An 18,737-nucleotide genomic window follows, 5' to 3' on the forward strand; every position below is an offset into this window, starting at 1 on the left:
CCGCCGGACGGGGCAGGACACCGCCGAATGGTTCGCGCGTCCTAGATTGATGGCGTGTTGGTTGACGATCACGGCCCGCTGCACGACGAGGGCGGAAACGGAACTCCAATCCTGTTGCTGCACGGCCTGATGGGCAGTGCGCGCACCTGGACGCGGCAGGTGGATCGGTTGCGCGGGTTCGGGCACGTCTACACCTTCGATGCGGCGGGGCACGGCCGTCCCGCCCCGGCGGAACTCACCACCGAGGCGTTCGTGGCCGATCTCGCGGCGGCGACCGCGGCCATCACCGAACCCATGGTGGTGATCGGGCATTCCATGGGCGGACTGCACGGCTGGATGTTCACCGCCGCGCATCCGGATCGGGTGCGCGCCTTGGTCGTCGAGGATATGGCCCCGGATTTCCGGGGCCGCACCGCCGAACACTGGGCCGCGGTGATCGGCGCGTGGCCGCAGCCGTTCCCGAATGACGATGCGGTACTGGAGTTCTTCGGTCCGGTGGCCGGGCGGTATTTCCTCGACTCCTTCACGCGCGGACCCGACGGGTACCGCCTGCACGGTGCGGTGGCGACCTTCCGCGATATCTCCGAGGAGTGGGGGACACGCGACTTCTGGACCCAGTGGAGGTCGATCACCGTGCCCACCCTGCTGATCGAGGGCGAGTACACCATCACCCCGCCCGGGCAGATGGCCGAGATGGCGGCGGTGCATCCGGACGCGCGGCACGTGGTGATCGCGGATGCCGGGCACCTCGTGCACGATGATCAACCCGCCGCCTACCGGGCCGAAGTCGAGGCTTTCCTGCACCGCGTCATCGTTTGAGGGCGGGTGCCTTCAGTCTCCGGTGCGGCCCGTCGTATGCTCGGCTCCGACGCAACCCGGAATGAATGGTGACCAACGATGATCGACTTCACGATTCCCGCCGAACTCGCCGCCGAACGCGATCGGGTGCGGCAATTCGTCATCGACAAGATCGTCCCGTACGAGCGCGATCCGCGCCTGACCGCGCACGGCCCCACTGACGAATTGCGCCAGGAGCTGGTCGAACTCGCGCGCGCGGAGAAACTGCTCACCGTGCAGGCCCCCGTCGAATTCGGCGGCCGCGGACTCAGCCATATCGAGCAGGCGGTCATCTACGAGGCGGCGGGCTGGTCCACGCTCGGACCCGTCGCCATGAACTGCGCCGCACCCGACGAGGGCAATATGTTCCTGCTCTCCAAGGTCGCGAATCAGGAGCAGACCGAACGCTTCCTGCAGCCGGTCATCGACGGACAGCAGCGCTCGGTCTTCGCCATGACCGAACCGGACGGCGCGGGCTCGGACCCCAACCAGCTCACCACCGCCGCCACCTTCGACGGTGAGAATTTCACCATCAACGGGCGCAAATGGCTGATCACCGGCGCCGACGGCGCGAAGACCTGGATCATCATGGCGCGCCTGGCCGATAACCCGCACCTGCCCGCCGGGCCGACCCTGTTCCTCTGCGACGGCGACACCCCGGGCATCGTCATCGAACGCATCATGAACACGATGGACCGCAATTACGTCGGCGGCCACGCGGTGGTGCGCTTCGAGAACCTGGTGCTGCCCAGGGAATCCGTGCTCGGCGAGACCGGTCAGGCGCTGCGCTACGCCCAGCTGCGACTGGCCCCCGCGCGGCTCACGCACTGCATGCGCTGGCTGGGCGCGGCCGAGCGCGCGCAGTCCATCGCCATCGACTACGCCAAGACCCGCACCGCCTTCGGCAAGCCGATCGGCGAACACCAGGGCGTGTCATTCATGTTGGCGGACAACGAGATCGCACTGCACCAGTGCCGCCTCACCATCTGGCACGCCTGCTGGCTGATGGATCAGGGCGAGAAGGCGCGGCACGAGAGCTCCATCGCCAAGTCGTACGTCTCGGAGGAACTGTTCAAAGTCACCGACCGCTGCGTCCAGGTGCTCGGCGGCATCGGCATCAGCGATGAGACCGTGGTCGAGATGATCTTCCGCGATATGCGCGCCTTCCGCCTCTACGACGGCCCCACCGAAGTTCACAAGTACGCCATCGGCCGCCAGATCCTGCGCGGCTGAGCACGTAAAGGCAGCTCGGACATGGCCCGTGGCGGGCGGGGGTTGCATTAGGATTCCGGGGCATGAGCTCGGAACTGCATGTGGACGTGTCCGACGGGGTCGCTGTGCTCACGCTCAATCGGCCCGCTCAGCAGAACGCGCTCACGCCCGGCATGGCCGCGGCTCTGGGCGCGGCACTGCGCCGCTGCGATAGCGAGGACGCCATCGGCGCGGTCGTCATCACCGGCACCCCGCCCGCCTTCTGCGCGGGCGCGGACCTCTCGCTCAAGGCCGGTGAGGTGAACGGGCTCATCGACCCGCCGCCGTTCCGGATTCGCAAGCCCGTCATCGCCGCGGTGAACGGGCATGCGGTCGGCATCGGCCTGGAGCTCGCGCTGCAATGCGATCTGCGCTATGTGGCGCGCGATGCGGTGTACGGGCTCAACCAGGTCCGCCGCGGCGCGCTCGCCGGCGGTTACGCGCACTGGACTCTGCCCCGCCTGATCGGCAGCGCGAACGCCGCCGACCTACTGCTCACCGGCCGCACCTTCGACGGTGACGAAGCCCGTGCGCTGGGTGTCGCCAATTCCTGCCTGCCCGCCACCGAGGTACTGCCGACCGCCCTGGCGATCGCGCACGATATCGCGCACGGTTCCGCGCCGCTGCCGGTCGCGCTGTCCAAGCGGCTGCTCTGGGAAGCCCCCACCATGAGCCCGGAAGCCGTGGGCCGCTTGGAAACCGAACTCAACGACTACGTCGCCAAGAGCGCCGACGGTGGTGAGGGCGTCGCCGCCCTCAAGAACGGCCGCGCGCCCAAATGGTCCGGCACGGTCAGCACCGAATGGCCCGCCTGGGACGCCGTCACCGGCGGTGAAGCCCGCCCCGGCCTGGACTGACCCGGATCCGCTTGCGGCTCAACCTCTTCCGCCGATGGCCAGCAGCAGGAAGAGAATGCCGAAGATGACCATGAGAATGGTCCCGATGATCCCGAGCACATAGCCGACGACCACCTGCACGCGCCCGCCGTACGCACCCCCGGACGCCTCGATGTCATTGAGCGCCCGCCGCCCCAGCGCCCACGCGATCGGCCCCAGTGCGCCACAGCAGAACACGCTGAGCGCTCCCAATAGCAACACCGCCGTCGCATGCTCGTGCTCGGTCGGTGCGCCGATGGGCTGCTGAGGGATCACCACCCGTCCGATTTTACGTTCAGCACCCGCCCCTGAGCATGCTGACGCGCGGACTTCCCTTGCGCCACTTCACCGGTCACGCCCTCGAAGACACGAATTCCCCGGTCCTGGGCGCACCGGGGAGTTCACGAATCATGTTTTACCGCAGTGTTTTCGGCTCGCGGGTCAGACGCGGCGCTGGCGGGCCAGATCGGCGAGCACCACGCCCGCGGCGACGGAGGCGTTGAGCGATTCCACCGGTCCGGCCATGGGGATGCTGATGATGGCGTCGCAGGTTTCGCGGACCAGGCGGGACAGGCCCTTGCCCTCGGAGCCGACGACGATGACCGTGGGAGCGGTGCCGTCGAAGGCATCCAGATCGGTGTCGCCGCCCGCGTCCAGGCCGACGATCTGGTAGCCCTGATCGGCCCAATCCTTCAGTGTGCGAGTCAGATTGGTGGCACGGGCCACGGGCAGCCGGGCGGCCGCGCCCGCACTGGTGCGCCACGCGACAGCGGTGACGCTGGCACTGCGGCGCTGCGGGATCACCACGCCCTGACCGCCGAACGCGGCGACCGAGCGGATGACCGCGCCCAGGTTGCGCGGATCGGTGATGTTGTCCAGCGCCACCAGCATGGCCGGTTCGCCCGACGCGCGGACCCGGTCCACCAGATCGTCCGGATGCGCATAGCGGTACGGCGGCACCTGCAACGCCAGCCCCTGGTGCATGGCGTTATGGCTCATCTTGTCCAGGTCGGTGCGCGGCAGTTCGAGAATGGTGATGCCGGTATCGGCGGCGATCTTCACCGCCTCGGTGAGGCGCTCGTCGTTCTCGGTACCGACGGCGACGTACAGCGCGGTGGCGGGCACGCCGGCGCGCAGGCACTCCACGACGGGGTTGCGGCCGAGCACCAACTCGGGTCCCTCATTGTCCTTGCGCCCGGCGATCGGCCGCGAGGCATTGCGGGCGCGGGCATTGCTGGCCGACGTCGCCGCCTTGGCCGCGGCCTTGGCGCGCTTGGCCGCTGGATGCTTGGTGCGCTCCACGGCGGGCGGGGTCGCGCCCTTGCCCTCGAGTCCCCGGCGGCGCTTACCGCCCGAACCGACGACCTGCCCCTTCTTGGTGCCGGTCTTGCGGATCGCACCGCGCCGCTGCGAATTGCCTGCCATTACTTCGCCTTCCGTATTACGCGGGGAACCCGCGGTCGGCCGGTCACGGGAGAACCCGCTCTCGGTCGATCATGCGGGATACCTGCATCCGGTCGGCGCAGCGAACGGCTGCGCCCAATATCTGTGCCGCCCGAGGGCAGCGATGTGCCGCCCCAGAGCGGTGTGCGACCCGGCTGTGCCGCGTCCTGTGTCTCGCCTCGAATTTCTCGAGACCCGTCATTCCTTGGTCAAGGCCCATTCCGGTCCGCGCGGGGTGTCGGTGACCTCCACGCCCGCCGCCTTGAGCCGGTCGCGGACCGCATCGGCCGCTCCCCAATCCTTATCGGCCCGGGCCTGTTGCCGCCGATCCAGTTCCGCGCCGATGAGCACATCCAGGGCCGCGATGGCCGCGGACGAATCGGCCGGTGCGGCCCAGTGCTCGTCGAGCGGATCGACGCCGAGGATGCCGAGCATGGCCCGCACCTGTGCGGCGTACGCGCGCGCACCGTCCAGATCATTGGCATCGAGCGCCTTGTTGCCCTCGTTCACCACACCGTGAATCTCGGCCAGCGCCTTGGGAACCCCGAGGTCGTCGTCGAGGGCCTCGGCGAATCCGGGGGTCCAGGTCCCGATCGGCACGGCTCCGGCGCGCTCGCCGACCCGCTGCACGAACGCCTCGATGCGCTGATACGCGGCGGCGGCCTCGGTGAGCGCCTTATCGGAGTACTCGACCATGGACCGATAGCTCACGCTGCCGAGGTAGTAGCGCAGCTCCACCGGCCGCACCCCGACCCGCTCCAGCACATTCGGCACGGACAGCACATTGCCGAGGGATTTGGACATTTTCTCGCCGCCCATGGTCACCCAGCCGTTGTGCAGCCAGTAGCGGGCGAACCCGTCCCCGGCCGCGCGCGACTGCGCGATTTCGTTCTCATGGTGCGGGAAAACCAAATCCATTCCGCCGCAATGAATATCGAATTCGGGTCCGAGATAGAACTCGGCCATGGCGGAGCATTCCAGATGCCAGCCCGGTCGGCCCGGACCCCACGGCGACGGCCAGCTCGGCTCACCGGGTTTGGCGGCCTTCCACAGCGTGAAGTCGCGCTGATCCTTCTTACCGGTGCCGGCGCTCTCGCCCTGGTGCACATCGTCGAGCTTGTGCCCGGACAGTTTTCCGTAGTCCGGATAGCTGACCACGTCGAAATAGACATTGCCCTCGGACGGGTAGGCGTGCCCGCGCTCGATGAGGCGTTCCATCATGGTGACCATCTGGGTGATGTGCCCGGTAGCCCGCGGCTCCGCGGACGGCGGCAGTACGCCGAGCGTGGCGTAGGCGCGATCGAAGGCGCGCTCGTAGGTGGCGGCCCATTCCCACCATGGGCGGCCGTGTTCGGCGGCCTTGTGCAGAATCTTGTCGTCGATATCGGTGACATTCCGAATGAAGGCGACATCGAAACCATTGGCGCTCAACCAGCGTCGCAGCACGTCGAAGGCGACGCCGCTGCGCAGATGTCCGATGTGGGGTTCGCCCTGAACGGTCGCGCCACACAGGTACACCGAAGCGTGGCCGGGGACCAGCGGCGTGAATTCACGCAGGGTCCGCGTCTCGGTGTCGAAAAGGCGCAGAGTCACGACAGAGCATCCTAGCTGTTGGGATGGAGCGGAATTACGGCGGATACGGCTGCTGATTGTCAGGAACGACAACACAGCAGCGCGGTGGCGACCGATGCCACGCCTTCGCCGCGACCGGTCAGACCCAAACCGTCGGTGGTCGTGCCCGAAACCGAAATCGGTGCGCCCAGAATTTCCCCGAGCACCTTTTGCGCCTCGGCGCGCCGCGGGCCGATCTTGGGACGATTACCGATTACTTGTACAGCCGCATTGACAATGCTGAACCCGGCCTCATCCAACAGCCGCCGCACTTCCTTCAGCATGGCGGCCCCGGAAACGCCTTCCCATTCCGGGCGACCGGTGCCGAACACCGCGCCGACATCGCCGAGACCGGCGGCGGACAGCAGTGCGTCACATAGTGCGTGAGCTGCGACATCACCATCGGAATGGCCTTCGCAACCGCTATCGCCCTCGAACAGCAGACCGGCCATCCAGCAGTCCCGGCCGGGTGCGATGGGGTGCACATCGCTGCCGATGCCCACGCGCATGGAAGCAGGATCGATCATCGAGTTGTCACCGCCTCCCGCGTTCCGGTCGTACCGTCCTGGGCCACCAGTGTATTGGCCAGGACCAGGTCCAGGGGCGTGGTGATTTTGAAGGCCAGGGCATCGCCCGGCACGGTACGCACGGTCGCGCCGAGCAATTCGACCAGGCCCGCGTCATCGGTCGCCTGGGTGCCGGTGGCGTAGGCCGCGCGCAACAGCGGTGCCTCGAAGCCCTGCGGAGTCTGGATGGCGCGCAAGCCCGCTCGATCCGGCGTCCCGACCACCGCGCCCGTGGCGTCCACGGCCTTGATGGTGTCGGTGACCGGCAGTGCGGGAATCACGGCCTGTGCGCCCGCGCGCAACTCATCCACCACGCGGGTGATGAGCGAATGCGGGGTCAGGGCGCGCGCCGCGTCGTGCACGAGCACGAAATCGGCGTCCGGCGCGGCGTCGAGCCCCGCGCGGACGGAATCGGTGCGCTCGGCGCCGCCTATGACGACGTGCACCGGGATATGCGACACCGGTAGTAGTGCGCGGGTCTCGTCGACTAGTTCGGCGGGCACCATAACCACAACTTCATCGACGGACCCGGAATCGATCAGGCCGCTTACAGCGAGTGCGAGCATGGGACTGCCGCCGACTGGAACGAACGCCTTGGGCTTGTTCTCACCCAGGCGCACGCCCATACCGGCGGCAGGGACCAGCGCTACGACACGGCTCGCACCGTGTGACGCGTTCACGATCAGGAAGCCGCGGCGAGAACCTCGTCGAGCAGGGTCTCGGCACGTACATCATCGGTGCCCTCCGCGAGCGCGAGCTCACCGACGAGAATCTGCCGGGCCTTGGCCAGCATGCGCTTCTCACCGGCGGACAGGCCGCGGTCCTGTTCCCGACGCCACAGGTCGCGGACGACCTCGGCCACCTTGTTCACATCGCCGGAGGCGAGCTTCTCGAGGTTGGCCTTGTAACGGCGAGACCAGTTGGTGGGCTCTTCGGTATGCGGTGCGCGGAGCACCTGGAAGACCTTGTCGAGACCTTCCTGGCCGACGACGTCGCGGACGCCGACATACTCTGCGTTCTCTGCGGGAACCCGAACGGTCAGGTCGCCTTGAGCGACCTTCAGGACCAGATACTCCTTTTGTACACCCTTGATGGTGCGGGTTTCGATTGCTTCGATCAGCGCCGCTCCGTGGTGGGGGTAAACGACGGTGTCTCCGACCTTAAAAATCATGTGTCCCGTGCCCCTTTCGATGTTCACAGTTTAACATGCGACTCGGTAACGGCGCGATCAACGGTGCAGGTCAGAGCCACAACCAACCGGCGGTGGGGGTTGACAACCGCCGAAGTGTGTGCATCTTGTTGTGGCATAACGGGATACCGCTCAGTTGTGTTGGAAGGCGAATGCGCGACCGCTCTCCGCATACGCGACTTTCCGTATAGCCGCCCCCTCGAGGGGGCGTGGGAACACACGCATTACTCTTCTGGACTACTACTCTGCATAGTGGAGTGAGCCCGGTCGACATGGAGGAACAACCCGTGACTGCCCTGAAAGCCACCACCGCGTCCAAGACGCGCCGGCGTGCCATGACGGTTGCCGCACTCGCCGCGGGCGCGGTGCTCGCGCTGACGGGTTGCGGCGCCGGTCAGATCTCGCAGACCGCCCACCAGGTCGCGGCCGTCAACGGCAACAGCGCCAACGTCGGCAAGGTCGCGCTGCGCGATGTGCGCTTCCTGCTGCCGCAGACCGAGGAATACGACAACGCCAAGGGTGGCAAGGCCGTGCTGGCGTTCAGCGCCGCCAACCTCAGCGAGGCGAACCAGGACGAGCTGGTCAGCGTGACCACCGAGCTGGGCACCGTGAAGATCGGCGGCAAGGCCGAGATCAAGCCGCAGACCACGCTGGTCGCGGACCTCGCCAAGAAGGAAGCCGCCCCGGCAGCCGGGCACGATTCGCACGGTACCGAGACCGCGAGCGATAACAAGGCCACCACCGACCCGGACGCGCATCCGCTGCTCGTCGAGGTCACCGGGCTGACCAAGGATGTCACCCCCGGCCTGACCTACCCGGTCACCTTCATCTTCAAGGAAGCGGGCACCGTCGTGGTGAACGTTCCGGTCGACGCCGGCCCGAACAACCCGCGCCCCGAGCCGGTGAACAACGAGACCAAGTCCGGTCACTGAGCCTTCTGCCTCCGCTCCGCTCCGGCGGGTTCGCGGCCCTGTAAGCCCCGTTTCTTCCCTCCCTCCGCTCCTCCGCTTCGCTCCTCCGCTCCACTCAGTCCAGAAACGGGGCGGGCCGCGAACTTGGGCCGAGTGACTTACGAAATGCGTTTGGTGCGTGGGAGATTCGATCTAAATTGCGCCCGCTTCGGAATTCCGGAGCGGGCGCAATTGGTTTTCGGGCGAGGAAATACTCGGCATGATGTTCGCCGGGCGTGTCGGCGATAGCGGCTGCGCGTGGCGCGGGTTTCTGTCGGGGGCGGTTATTAGGCTGCGCGCGTGGCCAAGGTGAAAACCGTGTATCGGTGCGCTGATTGCGCGAATGAGCTCGCCAAATGGGTGGGACGCTGCCCGGCGTGCGAAGCCTGGGGGACGGTCGAGGAGGTGGCGGCCGCCGCGGCGTCGGTCGCGCCGGGGCGGCGGGCCATGTTGCCGAGTACGGCGGCCACGCCCATTTCGAGTATCGATTCCAAGACCACATTCGCGCGCACCACCGGTGTGTCGGAATTGGATCGGGTGCTCGGCGGCGGGATCGTGCCCGGGTCGGTGGTGCTGCTGTCCGGTGAGCCCGGGGTCGGCAAGTCGACGCTGTTGCTCGAGGTGGCGCATCGGTGGGCGCGGGCGCGCGATGAGATCGCGCTGTACGTGACGGCCGAGGAATCGGCGGGCCAGGTGCGCCTGCGCGCGGACCGGACGGGCGCGGTGCACGAGAAGGTGTATCTGGCGGCCGAATCCGATCTGGCCACGATTCTGGGGCATGTCGAGCAGGTGCGGCCGTCGCTGCTGGTGGTCGATTCGGTGCAGACCATGCTGGCCGCGGATGTGGACGGGGTGATCGGCGGCGTCACCCAGGTGCGCTCGGTGACGGCCGCGCTCACCTCGCTGGCCAAGGCGACCGGTATCGCGGTGCTGCTGGTCGGTCACGTCACCAAGGACGGTTCGGTGGCGGGCCCGCGCACGCTCGAGCATCTGGTGGACGTGGTGCTGCAGTTCGAGGGGGACAAGCATTCGACGCTGCGCATGGTGCGCGGCATCAAGAACCGGTTCGGCAGTACCGACGAGGTCGGCTGTTTCGAGATGCGCGAGGCCGGAATCGTCTGTGTGGACGATCCTTCCGGGCTGTTCCTGCATCACCGGGGGTCGGCGGTGCCGGGTACCGCGGTCACCGTCGCCATGGACGGGAAGCGGCCGATGCTCGGCGAGGTGCAGGGTCTCACCGTCGACACCCAGGTGCCCGCACCCCGCCGCGCGGTGAGCGGGCTGGACTACAACCGCGTTTCCATGGTCCTGGCTGTCCTGCAGAGCCGCTGCGGGGTCTATGTGGGCAAGCAGGACGTCTACGCGGCCACCGTAGGCGGTATGCGGCTCACCGAGCCCGCAGCGGATCTGGCTGTCGCGCTTGCCATTGCGAGCGCCAGTCAGGACAAGGCGTTGCGGCCGGGCATGGTGGTGCTCGGCGAGGTCGGGCTGGCGGGGGAGGTGCGGCAGGTGACAGGGGTGACGCGCCGGCTGGCGGAGGCGGAGCGGCTCGGCTTCACCGAAGCTCTCGTACCGACCGGTGTGGATCGTGCGGGGCGCACCATCAAGGTGCACGAGGTCGCGGATCTCAGTGCGGCACTTGCCGCCTGCGGGCTGCGGCATCCGCGCCGCAGGGCCAAGGCGGGAGCCGACGAGGACTGACCCGAATCCCGTTCCACTCCAACAGCGAAGGCCGGACCTCCTCGGAGGTCCGGCCTTCGTGCTGAAAAACGCTGGCTGTCAGGCGATATTGCGTCAGCTGTCAAGCGATACTGCGTCGGCTGTCAGGCGATATTGAACGGCTCCGGTGAGCTGCGGACCGAACCCAGCTGGGCCACAACGGTGTACGGCCCCGAGGGCACCGGGACGCGATCCCCGGCGCAGCCGGGCTGGGAGCTGGCCCCGGACCAGGTGACGGTGAAAGCCGCCTGCTGGCCGGGCATCAGGGTGCGCATATCGGGGGTGCCGTCCGGATAGCAGTCGGTGCTGGCCCACAGGCGGCGCTGACCGTCCAGCGATTGCACCGAAACCAATTGCAGGCCCGAGCCCATATCGCGCTCGCACGCCGTGCTCGAGATATTGGTGATGACGATGCCGAACACCGGCTGCTCACCGGTCTTGTAGGTGGGTTGTCCGACATTGACTTTCACGGCCAGCGACTGATCCGAGCACTGTCCGGCGCCGGCGACCGGCGCGGCGCTGCCGCTGACCGGAGCCGCGGACGGTTTGGCAGAACTCGGATCGGCCGCACCCGAGCTGCTCCCGGCGGCCTTGTTGGTCGCGCCGGGAGCGGAGGTGGGGGCTTTGGCGTCGGCTTTCTTCTCATCGCCGCTGCCACCGCGCAATAGCGCGAAACCCACCCAGAGCACCAGTAGCAGCGCGATCGCGATCGCGCCTATGGCGACCAGGCGACGGCGCCAGTAGATTTCCGGCGGCAGTGGTCCATTCGGTTCCAGCACGCTGTCAACGGTAAGGGCACCGTCGGGTGTGTCCGCGCCAGGGTCTCGGCGTGTCGGAGGTGAAAGAGCCTACGGGGCAGGTACATTTCGCCGCCCCGGGCAGGCGACCAGCTCAGACCACCTCGCCGATATTGCCGATCACGCGATGCAGTTTGATCTGGCCTTCTTCGAGGTTGTAGGTGACGCAGGCGATGGCGCACTCACCGGTGGCCACGCGCTGGGAGATGATCATCGAGCGCTGCATGAGCAGGCGGGCGGTCTCCTCGACATGCCTGGCCTCCAGCTCATCGACCGATTCGAGTCCTTCGCGCCGACCGATCAGAATGGACGGCGTGACGCGTTCGACCACACTGCGAATGAAGCCGCCGGGCACATTGCCGTGGTCCAGGGCGTCGATGGTGGCGCGCACCGCTCCGCAGCTGTCGTGGCCGAGCACCACGATGAGCGGAACCTTCAGCACCTCCACGCCGTATTCGATGGAGCCGAGCACCGAGGAGTCCACCACGTGACCGGCGGTGCGCACGACGAACAGATCACCGAGGCCCTGATCGAAGATGATCTCGGCGGCCACGCGGGAGTCGCCGCAACCGAACAGGATCGCGCCGGGCTGCTGGCCGCCGACGAGTCTGGCCCGGTCCGCCGCCCCCTGGCTAGGATGCTGCAACGTACCGTCGACGAAGCGTTCATTGCCTTCGCGGAGGGCCTTCCAGGCACTGATCGGGTTGTTATGCGGCATGTGTCTCATTTTCCATACGGAGGCGGTTACCGGCGAGTCCGGAACGTTACGGTCCGGCAACTAGCAACCGACCGGTCGACCGCTCAGCTTGTGAGCCGGGGGTAAGGGAACGAATGACGATAGACAGCGACACCCTCATCGACTGGTACGAGGAGACCGCCCGGGACCTGCCGTGGCGGCGGCCCGAGGTGACGGCGTGGCAGATCTTGATGAGCGAGATCATGCTGCAGCAGACCCCGGTCGTGCGCGTCGAACCCATCTGGCGCGAATGGGTGGCGCGCTGGCCGGTGCCCTCCGCCATGGCCGCCGCACCGCAGGGAGATGTGTTGCGCGCCTGGGGAAAACTCGGCTACCCGCGCCGGGCGCTGCGGTTGCACGAGTGCTCACGGGTGCTCGCGGAGCAGTACGGCGATGAGGTGCCGACGGATGTCGATGTACTGCTGAGCCTGCCCGGTATCGGTGATTACACCGCGCGCGCCATCGCCTGCTTCGCCTACGGACAGCGAGTTCCCGTGGTGGACACCAATGTTCGACGCGTCGTGGCGCGCGCCGTGCACGGCCGCGCCGATGCGGGCAATCCGGCCAGCCGCGATCTGCGCGAGACCGAAGCTCTGCTGCCCGCCTCCGTACCGCGTGCGGCCGTATTCTCCGCCGCTCTCATGGAATTGGGCGCGACGGTGTGCACGGCCCGCACCCCGGACTGCTCCCGCTGCCCGCTCCCCACCTGCGCGTGGGTCACGGCGGGCCGCCCCGCCTCCGACATCGTCCGGCGCACACAGAAATTCGAGGGCACGGACCGGCAAGCGCGCGGCCGCCTGCTGGACGTACTGCGCGCCGCGACCGGCCCGGTGGAGCGAATCCGCTTGGACATGGCCTGGACTCGCGATATCGGCCAGCGCGACCGCGCCCTGGATTCCCTGCTCATCGACGGCCTCATCGAGCAGACCGCCGACGGTCTGTTCGCCCTGGCGGGCGAAGGCGGAGCCGCGTAGGCGCACGAGACCCGATCTGCCACCCCTCATGTGGCAGATCGAGAATGGTTGCCCGAATCAGGCGGCCACGAGTTCGCGGCGGCGAGTTCTGGTGCGGGAGCCGATGATTCGGCACACCAGGTAGATGGTGAACGAGATCGTGGTGACGAACGTGGATACCGGGACGCCGGGTGCGAGGGACAGCAGGATGCCGCCCACCGCTGCGGTTTCCGCGAACACGATCGCGAGGATGGTGGCGCGCACCGGGCTCGCGGTGATCTGCGCGGCGGCCGCGGCCGGGGTGATGAGCAGGGCCAGTACCAGCAGTGCGCCGACGATCTGCACGCCGAAGGCGGCGGTGATGCCGAGCAGTACGGCGAACACGATGGACAGCGCCCGCACCGGAACCCCGCGCGCCACCGCCACTTCCGGATCGGAGCTGGCGAACAGCAGCGGCCGGTAGACCGCCGAGAGCACGATCAGCACGCCGACCGTGCAGGTCGCCAGCAGCGTCAGCCCGTTGTAGCCGACGCTCACCACCTGTCCGGTGAGCAGTGAGAATTTGGATCCCGCGCGCTCCGGGCCGAGCCACAGGAACAGCACCGACAGGCCGAGCCCGAAGGACAGCACCACCGCGATAACCGAATCCCGTTCCCGCGCACGCGAACCCAGCACACCGAACAGCACGGCGGCGACCACCGATCCGGCGATCGCGCCGAATCCCACGCCGACTCCCGCGAGCAGCGCGGCCGCCGCACCGGTGAGCGACAGCTCGCTCGTGCCGTGCACCGCGAACGACATCTGCCTGCTGATGATCAGCGGCCCGATGGCTCCCGCCAGCAGCCCGAGCAGCGCGGCCGCCAGCACCGCCTGCTGCACGAAGTCGTAGCCGAGCAGATGCGCGGTGGTGGAGAAGTCGAACATCTTCGAGAAGACGCCGGAGAGTTTGTCGATCATGCGGATACCCCGTCCGTCTTGCCGTGCTTGTCGTCGCTGCCGTGGCAGTGGCCGCCCGCTTCACCGAGGGCGTCCATGACGTCACCGGTGCCGACCACCACCAGGCGGCCGCGGACGCGCAGCACGTCCACCTGGGTGCGGTAGAGCTCGGACAGGACCTCGGAGGTCATCACCTCGTCCGGGGTGCCGATCCGGAATTTGCCGTCGACCAGGTAGAGAACCCGATCCACCAGGGGAAGAATGGGATTGATCTCGTGGGTGACGAACAGGACCGCGGTGTCGTGGGTGCGGCGGCGCTTATCGATGAGTTCGGAGACCAGGCGCTGGTTGGCCAGGTCCAGGGACAGCAGCGGTTCGTCGCAGAGCAGGACGCTCGGATCGCCCGCGAGGGCCTGGGCCACGCGTAGTCGCTGCTGTTCGCCGCCGGAGAGCGCGTCGATCGGCGCGTAGGCGTACTTCTCCGCGCCGACGTCCGCGATCGCCTGTGCCACTTTGCGTTTGCGTTCCTTGCGGCCGCGGAAGCCGAGGCCCCAGCGGTGGCCGTCGACGCCGAGGCCGACCAGGTCGACGCCGCGCAGCTGCACCCCGGCATCCATGGTCTTCTGCTGCGGGATGTAGCCGATATCCGAATTGCCCAGCCGGGCGGGCGATCCCGCGATCTCGGCGGTGCCGTCGGAGAGCGCCACCTGGCCCAGCAGCATTTTCAGCAGTGAGGTCTTGCCCGAGCCGTTGGGGCCGAGCACCGCGATGAATTCGCCGGGGGCGACCTCCAGATCCAGTCCCTGCCACAGGGTTCGCGCGCCGTACGCCAGCCGCGCGTTCGCCAGTCGCACCGCGGGTACGGGTGCGGCGGCGGGGACGGCGCTCACGCGCGGTTCCGGGGCGGTGCCGTCCCCGGCGTGCGCGCCCGGGATCAGGCAGTCGGATCCCGGTGCCGTGCCGAGGGTTTCGAAGGCGGGTTCGGTTTTCATGGTGGCGCTCCCGGCTGCGGAGGTGGGAGAACCCCCGGGCGCGGGATGCGCGGCGGGGGTTTGCTGGGTGACCCGGTCGCCGGCTGCGGCCGGGGTTCCCAGGGGTAATGCTTTGGCGGCGGGCATGATTCCGGATCTAGGACAGTGCGGTGGACAGGGATTGGGCGTTGCGGGTCATCCAGCCGAGGTAATCCAGGCCCTGCGGCAGGGTTTCGGTCACCTCGACGACGGCGATGCCCGCGGATTGTGCGGTGGCGCGCATATCCTTGGTGGTCTTGTCCTCGGTCTGGATGTTGTAGACCAGGGCGCGAACCTTCTTGCCGGACAGCAGGTCCCGGACCGCCGCCACATCGGCGGGGGAGGGGTCGGTGCCCTGTTCGATGGCTTCCTGGAAGGAGTGCGGGGTGCGGTCGTCGGCCTTGGCGGCGAGCAGCATGTAGTAGGCCAGCGGCTCGGTCTGCACCACAGGCTGATTCGGATGTTCGGCGGCGATCTTGGCCGTAATGGCTTCGATCCCGGCCAGTTTCGCGGTGAAGGCGGCGGCGCGATCGGTGTAGTCCTGCTTGTGCGCGGGGTCGATCTGGCCCAGGCTGTCGGCGATGTGCTCGGCGACGTGGCCCGCTGCGTGCACGTCGTAGAAGACGTGTTCGTTGCCGTGCTCGTGATCGTGGCCCGCGGTCTCCTTGGCGGGTGCGGCCGCACCGTGCGAGTCCTCGCCCGCGATGTCGACGGCGTTCACGGTGCGCTTGTTCTTGCCGGAGATGGCCTTGTCGATGAATTCGTCGTAGCCGCCGCCGTTGTAGACGATGAGGTCGGCATCGCTGATCTGCGCGGCCTGCACGGCGGTGACCTCGTACGAGTGCGGGTCGGCGGCCGGATCGCTGATCAGGGATTCGACCTTGGCGTCGGGTCCGGCGACGGTCTTGGCGATATCGCCCCAGACATTGGTGGAGGCGACGACGGTCACCCCGGAATCATTTTTCGAGGATCCGCAGGCGGTCAGGGTGGCCACGGTGGCCAGTCCCGCGGCGAACACGGCGAATCCTTTTGCAAAGCTTCTGGTCACGCGGGTACTCCTGAAACGCTTATCTGAAACGAAAACGATTGCCAATAAAATGTAGCGCAAGTGCCCGGCGCTGCCTAAATCCGACCGGTAGGTGTGGTAGGCGACACACGGGCGCTCACCATCCGAAACCACCGTGAACAGCGAAGAACCCCGCGAACAACATGTTCGCGGGGTTCTGGATTCCTTCGTCCGGATCGCGGACTAGGTCAGTGCGGCTACCGGCTGGCTCAGCAGTTGGGCGCAGCGCAGCAGGCCGAGGTGGCTGTAGGCCTGGGGGTGGTTGCCGAGCGAGCGTTCGGCGACCGGGTCGTACTCCTCCGACAGCAGGCCGGTGGGGCCCGCGACGTCGACGAGCTGGGCGAAGAGCGCCTCGGCGTCCTCGCGCTTGCCGATGAGGAGGTAGGCCTCGACGAGCCAGGCGGCGCAGAGGTGGAAGCCACCTTCCCCGCCGGGCAGGCCGTCATCGTGGTGGTAGCGGTAGACGGTTGAGCCGCTGCGCAATTCGGCTTCGGTCGCGACGACGGTGGCGGCGAACCGGGGGTCGGAGGGGTCGATCAGACCGCTCAGGCCGATGTGCAGGGTGGCGGCGTCGAGGTCGGTGCCCTCGTAGGCCGCGGTGTAGGACTGGACCTCTTCACTCCAGCCTTCGACCTTGACCTCTGCCGCGATGGTGTCGCGGAGGTTCTCCCAGCCGGGTTCGACGGTGCGGCCGAATTGGCGGGCGAGGGTGATCGCCCGGTCGGCGGTGAGCCACCCCATGACCTTGGAGTACACGTGGTGCCGCGGGTTGCCGCGGATCTCCCAGATGCCGTGGTCGGGTTCGCGCCAGCGCCGCTGTACGGCGGAGACCATGGCGTGCACCAGATCCCAGTCCGCGTCCGGCAGGGCCTTGGCCGGATCGGTGATGCCCTTGCGTTCGCGGGCGTGCGCGAGCTGTGAGATGAGGTCGACGATCGGCCCGAACACGTCGAGCTGCACCTGCATGTTCGCCGCGTTGCCGACTCGCACCGGCCGGGATCCGGCGTAGCCGGGCAGCTGGTCGATGACGGCCTCGGGCGGCAGGGTTTCGCCGTAGAGGGTGTAGAGCGGGTGCAGCCGTTCGGGTCCGGGGATGGTCTCCAGCACCCGGTGCACCCAGGCGAGCAGTTCCTCGGCTTCGCCGACGGAGCCCAGCGATACCAGTGCGGACGCGGTGAGTGAGGCGTCGCGCAGCCAGCAGTACCGGTAGTCCCAGTTGCGCACGCCGCCGATGTCCTCGGGCAGCGAGGTGGTGGCCGCCGCCAGGATCGATCCGGAGGGGGCGTGCACGAGTCCGCGCAGGGTGAGCGCGGAGCGTTTCATGAGATCCGGCTTGAGCGGCGGAAGTTCCAGCGCCCCTGCCCATTCCGACCAGTACCGTTCGGCTTCGCGCCGCCGGTCCGCCTCGGGTGTCATGCAGGGTGCGAGATCGGAGGTGCCGCAGCGCATTTCGAGCACGATCGGACCCTGGCGCGGGTCCACGACGGCGCGGGCGGTGTGGTGATTGCCCTCGTCGATGATCACCCATTCCACGCCCGGGGAGCGCAGGACGAGTGGATCGTTGGTGCCCTGCACTCGCAGTCCGGCGTTATCGCGCACGATGCGCACCGGCACCTGACCGAATTCCGGTCGCGGTGCGAAGGTGATGACCGCCTTCGCGTCACCGGTGATGACACGGGTGAGGTCGGTCCGCACCGCGGATACGTCGTGCGGCAGGTAGTCCACCACTTGCAGACTGGCCCACCGGGTTTCGACGGTCATGGTGCCGTCGATATAGCGCTGGGACAGCGGCAGTCCGGCCCGTTCGGGCTGGATGGTGAAATGCCCCGCGCCGGGTCCGCCGAGCAGGTGCGCGAACACCGCCGCCGAATCGGGTTCGGGGTGGCACAACCAGGTGATGGTGCCGTCGGGGGTGACCAGGGCCTTGGATCGAGGGCTGGCCAGCATGGTCAGCCGTTCGATTCGAGGGGCGGAGGCTCCTGCCAGCCAGGTGCGCCGCTCCTCGAGCAGGAATGCGAGGGCCTTGGAGACGTCCTCGGTGCTGGAAACCCGGAATTTGGCGAGGCTTTCACCATCGCCGACCTTGATGCCGACGTCCGGTCCGGACAGGCGTTTGAAGGCTTTCTCATCGGTGACGTCATCACCGATGAACACCGCCGCGGACGCGCCCTGCTGGTGCCGGACGATGTCCAGCGCCGCGCCCTTATCGGTTTCGACGACCGCGAGCTCGATGACTTCCTTGCCCTCGGTGGTCTGCACACCGACCCAGCTGGACGGGCCCTGGCGGACCTGAACCACTGCGCGGCGGCCTATTTCGGGGCTGGCGTTGCGCACGTGCAGCGCGACGCTGGCCGGTTTGATCTCGACGGTCGCGCCGGGGTTGTCCTGCGCGATCTGGGTCAGTGTCGACTGCACTTCCTGCAGTAGCTGTTTGGCGTCGTTATCGATGGCGTGCACGAAGCCGACATCGAATTCGGAACCGTGGCTTCCGATCAACTGCACCTCGACGGGCAGCCGGGAGAGAGCCGCGAGATCTCGCAGCGCTCGTCCGGAAATGACGGCGGCGGTGGTACCGGTCAGGCCGGAGAGTGCGCGCAGCGCATTCACCGACTCCCTATGGGGATAGGCCTTCGCGGGGTCGTCAACGATGGGTGCGATCGTCCCGTCGTAGTCCGAAGCGACCAGCAGCCGTGGCACTCGGGCGACAGCCGCCAACGCACGGCGAAGTTCCAGTGGCAAATCCTGTGCGCTCACGCATCCAACCTAGTGATCGGAGGAGATTTTTCAGGGCGAGCCAG

The 18,737-nt window shown here is 67.7% G+C and carries 18 protein-coding genes; 6 read left to right on the forward strand and 12 right to left on the reverse strand.

All coding sequences use genetic code 11. The features are described from left to right. Positions 1-54 precede the first annotated feature (54 nt). From AB0L82_RS19500 to AB0L82_RS19510, 3 genes are all read left to right on the forward strand, one after another. A complete protein-coding gene (locus tag AB0L82_RS19500) occupies positions 55-819 on the forward strand; it encodes an alpha/beta hydrolase (protein ID WP_364637673.1) in 765 nt (254 codons plus the stop codon). 78 nt (positions 820-897) lie between these two features. Continuing rightward, the gene (locus AB0L82_RS19505) at positions 898-2,070 is read left to right on the forward strand and encodes an acyl-CoA dehydrogenase family protein (protein ID WP_364637675.1); all 1,173 of its coding nucleotides are present in this window, start codon (positions 898-900) and stop codon (positions 2,068-2,070) included. A gap of 62 nt (positions 2,071-2,132) precedes the next feature. Continuing rightward, positions 2,133-2,945, forward strand: a complete 813-nt coding sequence (locus tag AB0L82_RS19510; protein ID WP_364637677.1) for an enoyl-CoA hydratase/isomerase family protein — start codon at positions 2,133-2,135, stop codon at positions 2,943-2,945. 18 nt (positions 2,946-2,963) lie between these two features. Here AB0L82_RS19510 and AB0L82_RS19515 read toward each other — a convergent pair whose 3' ends face one another. The 6 genes from AB0L82_RS19515 to carD form a co-directional block, all read right to left on the reverse strand. Further along, positions 2,964-3,242 (reverse strand): DUF4190 domain-containing protein, encoded by a 279-nt coding sequence (locus AB0L82_RS19515; RefSeq protein ID WP_364637679.1) that lies wholly within the window; start codon positions 3,240-3,242, stop codon positions 2,964-2,966. 162 nt (positions 3,243-3,404) lie between these two features. Further along, positions 3,405-4,388: a 23S rRNA (guanosine(2251)-2'-O)-methyltransferase RlmB gene (rlmB, locus tag AB0L82_RS19520; protein WP_364637681.1), complete on the reverse strand. Its 984-nt coding sequence runs from the start codon at positions 4,386-4,388 to the stop codon at positions 3,405-3,407. 216 nt (positions 4,389-4,604) lie between these two features. After that, a complete protein-coding gene (cysS, locus tag AB0L82_RS19525; RefSeq protein ID WP_364637683.1) occupies positions 4,605-5,999 on the reverse strand; it encodes a cysteine--tRNA ligase in 1,395 nt (464 codons plus the stop codon). Between the two features lie 59 nt (positions 6,000-6,058). Further along, positions 6,059-6,526, reverse strand: coding sequence for a 2-C-methyl-D-erythritol 2,4-cyclodiphosphate synthase (ispF, locus tag AB0L82_RS19530; protein ID WP_364638016.1), 468 nt, complete (start codon positions 6,524-6,526; stop codon positions 6,059-6,061). A gap of 14 nt (positions 6,527-6,540) precedes the next feature. After that, positions 6,541-7,266 carry a 2-C-methyl-D-erythritol 4-phosphate cytidylyltransferase gene (gene ispD / locus AB0L82_RS19535; protein ID WP_364638018.1) on the reverse strand — a complete coding sequence of 242 codons (726 nt, stop codon included), beginning with the start codon at positions 7,264-7,266 and terminating at the stop codon, positions 6,541-6,543. Then, positions 7,266-7,754, reverse strand: a complete 489-nt coding sequence (gene carD / locus AB0L82_RS19540; RefSeq protein ID WP_067569016.1) for an RNA polymerase-binding transcription factor CarD — start codon at positions 7,752-7,754, stop codon at positions 7,266-7,268. Before carD ends, ispD begins: the two co-directional genes overlap by 1 nt. 305 nt (positions 7,755-8,059) lie before the next feature. Between carD and AB0L82_RS19545 the strand changes: the two genes are divergently transcribed. Together AB0L82_RS19545 and radA are read left to right on the forward strand one after the other, a co-directional pair. Continuing rightward, positions 8,060-8,704, forward strand: a complete 645-nt coding sequence (locus AB0L82_RS19545) for a hypothetical protein (protein WP_364637685.1) — start codon at positions 8,060-8,062, stop codon at positions 8,702-8,704. Positions 8,705-9,022: 318 nt separating this feature from the next. Further along, positions 9,023-10,423 (forward strand): DNA repair protein RadA, encoded by a 1,401-nt coding sequence (gene radA, locus AB0L82_RS19550; RefSeq protein WP_364637687.1) that lies wholly within the window; start codon positions 9,023-9,025, stop codon positions 10,421-10,423. Positions 10,424-10,545: 122 nt separating this feature from the next. Here the strand turns inward: radA and AB0L82_RS19555 are convergent, their stop codons facing one another. Beyond that, complete coding sequence (locus tag AB0L82_RS19555) at positions 10,546-11,220, reverse strand: hypothetical protein (protein WP_364637689.1); 675 nt, start codon at positions 11,218-11,220, stop codon at positions 10,546-10,548. Between the two features lie 112 nt (positions 11,221-11,332). After that, a complete protein-coding gene (locus tag AB0L82_RS19560; protein ID WP_364637691.1) occupies positions 11,333-11,956 on the reverse strand; it encodes a carbonic anhydrase in 624 nt (207 codons plus the stop codon). A gap of 113 nt (positions 11,957-12,069) precedes the next feature. Here AB0L82_RS19560 and AB0L82_RS19565 point away from each other — a divergent pair, with 113 nt between their 5' ends. Continuing rightward, positions 12,070-12,948: an A/G-specific adenine glycosylase gene (locus AB0L82_RS19565; protein ID WP_364637693.1), complete on the forward strand. Its 879-nt coding sequence runs from the start codon at positions 12,070-12,072 to the stop codon at positions 12,946-12,948. A 57-nt stretch (positions 12,949-13,005) separates the two neighbouring features. Here the strand turns inward: AB0L82_RS19565 and AB0L82_RS19570 are convergent, their stop codons facing one another. The 4 genes from AB0L82_RS19570 to otsB all read right to left on the reverse strand — a co-directional run bounded on the left by AB0L82_RS19570 (position 13,006) and on the right by otsB (position 18,693). After that, on the reverse strand, positions 13,006-13,884 hold the full coding sequence (locus tag AB0L82_RS19570) for a metal ABC transporter permease (protein WP_364637695.1): 879 nt from the start codon (positions 13,882-13,884) through the stop codon (positions 13,006-13,008). Then, entirely contained in the window at positions 13,881-14,855 is a 975-nt protein-coding gene (locus AB0L82_RS19575) for an ATP-binding cassette domain-containing protein (protein ID WP_364637697.1), read from the reverse strand. The genes AB0L82_RS19570 and AB0L82_RS19575 overlap by 4 nt, the downstream gene beginning before the upstream one ends. A 136-nt stretch (positions 14,856-14,991) precedes the next feature. Further along, complete coding sequence (locus AB0L82_RS19580) at positions 14,992-15,891, reverse strand: zinc ABC transporter substrate-binding protein (RefSeq protein ID WP_364637699.1); 900 nt, start codon at positions 15,889-15,891, stop codon at positions 14,992-14,994. 231 nt (positions 15,892-16,122) lie between these two features. After that, on the reverse strand, positions 16,123-18,693 hold the full coding sequence (gene otsB, locus AB0L82_RS19585; RefSeq protein WP_364637702.1) for a trehalose-phosphatase: 2,571 nt from the start codon (positions 18,691-18,693) through the stop codon (positions 16,123-16,125). Positions 18,694-18,737: the final 44 nt, after the last annotated feature.

Origin of the sequence: Nocardia sp. NPDC052001 (assembly GCF_040680615.1) — a bacterium.
Classification (GTDB): Bacteria; Actinomycetota; Actinomycetes; order Mycobacteriales; family Mycobacteriaceae; genus Nocardia.